We start from the raw sequence: 3,925 nt of genomic DNA on the forward strand, positions 1-3,925 counted from the left end.
ATCAAGGTTCATTGTTCCGCGCTTTAAATGCTGTTCAATGCGCCCGGGAGTTCCCACCACAATATGTCCCTGATGCTCCAGAGAGATCTGCTGGGGCAGGAAGGGCACCCCGCCGCAGATGGTTACAATCTTGATATTGTGTTTGAACCGGGCTATGCGCCGCAGCTCACCGGCCACCTGCTCTGCCAGCTCGCGGGTGGGACACATCACCAGGGCCTGCACCCTGAAGCGCTTCACATTCAGGTTGTGCAGCAAGCCGATGCCAAAGGCTGCAGTCTTCCCGCTCCCTGTCTTGGCCTGGGCCAGCAGGTCCTCCCCTTTAAGCACATGGGGCAAACTCCCCGCCTGGACCGGAGTCATCTCCTGGTATCCCAGGGTCTCCAGATTTTCGATCATTGGTTTGGTTAATGGTAACGCGGTAAAAGCACTCATGAGACCCCTTCTTTATTGAATACAGGCCCTGCAAGGCCTTTTATGTTTTTTTATCACACCCAGCGGTGTTTGACTTATAAATGTAGCAGGCGAATCATAGGCATACAATAAAATAATGTTGAAGATTCTTGGACTTTTCGTAACGGTTCGGCCTTGGCTATCCACTGCACTGATTAGTTAAGCGCCTGCTGAGCTACTTGACAGCATGCCTTAAAATCAGACCTCTTAAAAGACACAATGCACTCTTCTATGGATTTCCCTGCTTCCTTCCCTCTCGGTTCAGGAAAGCGTTGAAAGAGTCTCTGTATCATCAAAGCCGCTTTCAATGCATCGGAGCTCTTTTCAGGAGTAGTAATTAGAACGCCCTGGTTTTCTTTATCAGACCAAAGGGGGATTATGGCTACGTTATTCTTTTTATCAACAAAGGCATTTCTATTGTTCCGATCCAGCCTGAATGTGGCATGTGAGAAATATGGGGAATCGGGATCGGCATCCATGACCTTCACTGTGCCGGAACCCTCCATAACATCCAGATTTACCTTTAGTACAAGTATACCGCTATCCGGCAGGAGTCGGTCATATCCAGTGAGTTGGCGATTTTCCACCAGGTAATAATGGCTCCAGCCACCACTCCATCTCCGTTTTAAGGGTATTTTGACGGCCAGAGTTTCGCCTTTTTTTGAAAGTGGGGACAGAAAAGCGCACTGGGTGCCGCCCGGTTTAACAAGACATACCTGGTCCGGGGATATCCAACCCAATCTGATTTTTGTAAATGAAGAAACACCCTGAGGGGGCTTTGTTTTTTCTATAAAATGGTGAGACATAATGTCCCATGGTCCCATATATATGGCATGATGCCCGAAACTGGGAAGTCTGGAAGCGTCAGACTGACGCTCAAAGTCGTACAGTCATGGAATAAGTCGTCTGTTTTTGTATATCCCCCCGAGGGCATGGAAAAAATCATGGGCAAACATACCCAAATGAGCATTTTCGGTCGCTACACAGACGCCGCCCCGGAATGTCTGGCCCCCTTTTGATTCCATCGGCACATACCTGATATTTTTTCTCACACCTGAAAGCATGCCAGGGTTGGCACAATAGCAGATCATTCCGTACCCCTTTCCAGGGGTTGTAAAGGCACAGGGTATGACAAATATGTGCTGGTATCGGGAGAAATCCACCTCTTTCTCAACGGCCGTCATGGAGTCCTCAATAAGCTTTTTGACCCTTGTTCGATCAACTTTAAAATTATAAGGGCTTACCTTGTATTTTCGAATCGGGTCGGGAAGCATTATCCACCCTCTAAAGTCGGCCTTCACCCATGTCAAACCATACGATTGCTCTTTTACATATTTGTTAAGGCCTCTGACCACTTTTTTTCGAATTCGCTTTATAGGAAAACTTGGTTCTACGTCAGGAAACCGAACGGCAAGTACAAGTACGTGCTGTTCACCTATGGCCTGTTTTGATTGTGGCCCCAAAATATTTTCTTCCTCTGAACTCTTAGCCAGACTTTCCTGCAAACCTGCTAATGAAAAAAACAAGATTGATATTAGTAAAAAATGATTCTTTAACAGTCTCATAGTAAACCTCATTGAACATATTCCCTTATTTCATTTATGGTTTTATCAAATCGAGCACATAACCTTTTAACATCTACGGTTTTATCCGTAGTATGTTACTTGTTGAGTTTCCTTCAAACATCGCTCAAACACAAATTTTGACCCCTTTTCACATTTTAGGGAATTGCGCGCTCACTGTCATCCCTGGTCCGGTTTCATGAAAAAAATTGGTCTTAAATTGTTTTCCAGCCACTTCTAACAGGGGAATGGGTTTATCGTAGATACTTGAATCCTGATCAGGTTCTGACCCATCAAGGGTATATCCTATTTTCGCACCGACTACAGGGCTTGAAAGAATGATATGAGAATCTCCGCCAAGTGCTCTTTTTTTCCTAGGCATATCAATTCCAACTTGCTGTCCCTGTAGATCTTCAATAGGAGTATAGACGCCATCAAAAGTACCCCCAAAAGCTTCTTTGGCTGTTGTTATTTCCCTTTTAAAGTTTTCAATAATATTTTTATCACCATACCGTCTTAAAGCCACTTCAGGGATTCCAACCAACATGATCTCATGAGTTCTGAAAAAATTAGGGTGGCCATAATCATTGGTAAACGCCTCATTGGTAAATGAATATCCGCATCCGAACTTTGTATCGGTTAACAGATAACAGATTGCATCCGGTCCAATAGCCATGGGTCCAAGCTCAATGATCTGGGGTTCACCCCGGACCAATATACAAAGGGTATAATAAGCAATCATGTTTTCATTGGAATAATAAATCCTTGCTCCCAAAGATCTCGAAGGGTCAGAACTTATAAAATCTGCCCTGCCGTGATCCTGTTCCGCATGAATTTGCTCAGCCACAGTCAGATAGCCTTTAAATAAATTGTATGGCTTGTAGTTAACTGGCTTATAAAGCAAATCCATCCAATTTTGTATGGTCCCGAAAATTTGATTTACATGGTCAGGCCCACGCATTTGTTCACCCACCTGCTTGGCATAATCAAATGTGTTTGGTAGTAATAATCTTGGCCGATTGTTAAAATAACTCTTTAATTCACTACCCGATATGGGATAACTTGCAAAACCACCCACCCCGTTCAATTCAGGATGGCCTTTCATTCCGGTTTCCACATCATCCTCTAGTAACATGGAATCAAGATCTGTGGATGGGTATTCATTTTGGGCTACAACTCCCCCGTTATCGTTGAGCATATCAAGGCGAAGAAACGGCACATTTAATTGGAATAAACCCATATCCAGAGTTGGCAATGCCCGATCTGTCTGAGTATCTGCAATAAGGTATGCACCGCTTAATGCTGCAACAATGGCAGGAATAATACTGTTGATGGCACCCACCTCACCAGGAAGAACCCCGGTTTCTGTACCAGCAGGAGGATTAACAAGGTCTTCAAAAGACAATACAGCCGCTTTGAAATCCTTTTTCAACTCAATGGAAGAAGGGGCGAACACTTCAGCCACAAAAGCGAGCTGCATATCATCTGAAACATCCAAAGAGTTAATAACATCAACAGACAATATACCACTGTCCATTAATAAATCATGTGCAACATCCTTGGGGCCACCACCGCCGGTTGCAAAAAACGTTGCACCTTCGATAAAATCACATAAATCATTATAGGAATAAGTGATAAAATTACTGTTTGATTGATTGCTCATACTCTTCTCCTTATTTATAAAAAAAGCAAACTCTTCGCGATTCCTTCTTCATTCTAATTTATTGCGCCGATCAATATTTTTCTCTTTCATGGAATTCCACTTCTACATATTCGTCGTCCTAATCTTTCTTTGAATTATGGAAGACATTAGTTATCCCTTCAACTGCGATTTACATATATTGTTTAAGGTTTCTATAATTTCACCTCTACGCATCATTTATCCGCTAACCATGAACATCTGCGGCTTGTCC

At 43.6% G+C, this 3,925-nt stretch carries 4 protein-coding genes; all 4 read right to left on the reverse strand.

Annotated features, from left to right (window positions below):
• Window positions 1-432: DEAD/DEAH box helicase (locus tag K8S13_RS20495; protein ID WP_291465515.1), on the reverse strand; the 432-nt coding region annotated here is incomplete at its 3' end.
• 173 nt (window positions 433-605) lie between these two features.
• Window positions 606-1,256, reverse strand: coding sequence for a hypothetical protein (locus K8S13_RS20500; protein WP_291465517.1), 651 nt, complete (start codon window positions 1,254-1,256; stop codon window positions 606-608).
• Window positions 1,257-1,340: 84 nt separating this feature from the next.
• On the reverse strand, window positions 1,341-1,913 hold the full coding sequence (locus tag K8S13_RS20505; RefSeq protein ID WP_291465519.1) for a hypothetical protein: 573 nt from the start codon (window positions 1,911-1,913) through the stop codon (window positions 1,341-1,343).
• A gap of 250 nt (window positions 1,914-2,163) precedes the next feature.
• Window positions 2,164-3,675, reverse strand: a complete 1,512-nt coding sequence (locus K8S13_RS20510; protein WP_291465521.1) for a DUF917 family protein — start codon at window positions 3,673-3,675, stop codon at window positions 2,164-2,166.
• Window positions 3,676-3,925 lie beyond the last annotated feature (250 nt).

The organism is Desulfobacula sp., assembly GCF_021107415.1.

Coding starts and splice junctions, on each gene's coding strand:
- K8S13_RS20500 (WP_291465517.1), bottom strand. CDS start 1,256: ATGTCTCACCATTTTATAGAAAAAACAAAGCCCCCTCAGGGTGTTTCT.
- K8S13_RS20510 (WP_291465521.1), bottom strand. CDS start 3,675: ATGAGCAATCAATCAAACAGTAATTTTATCACTTATTCCTATAATGAT.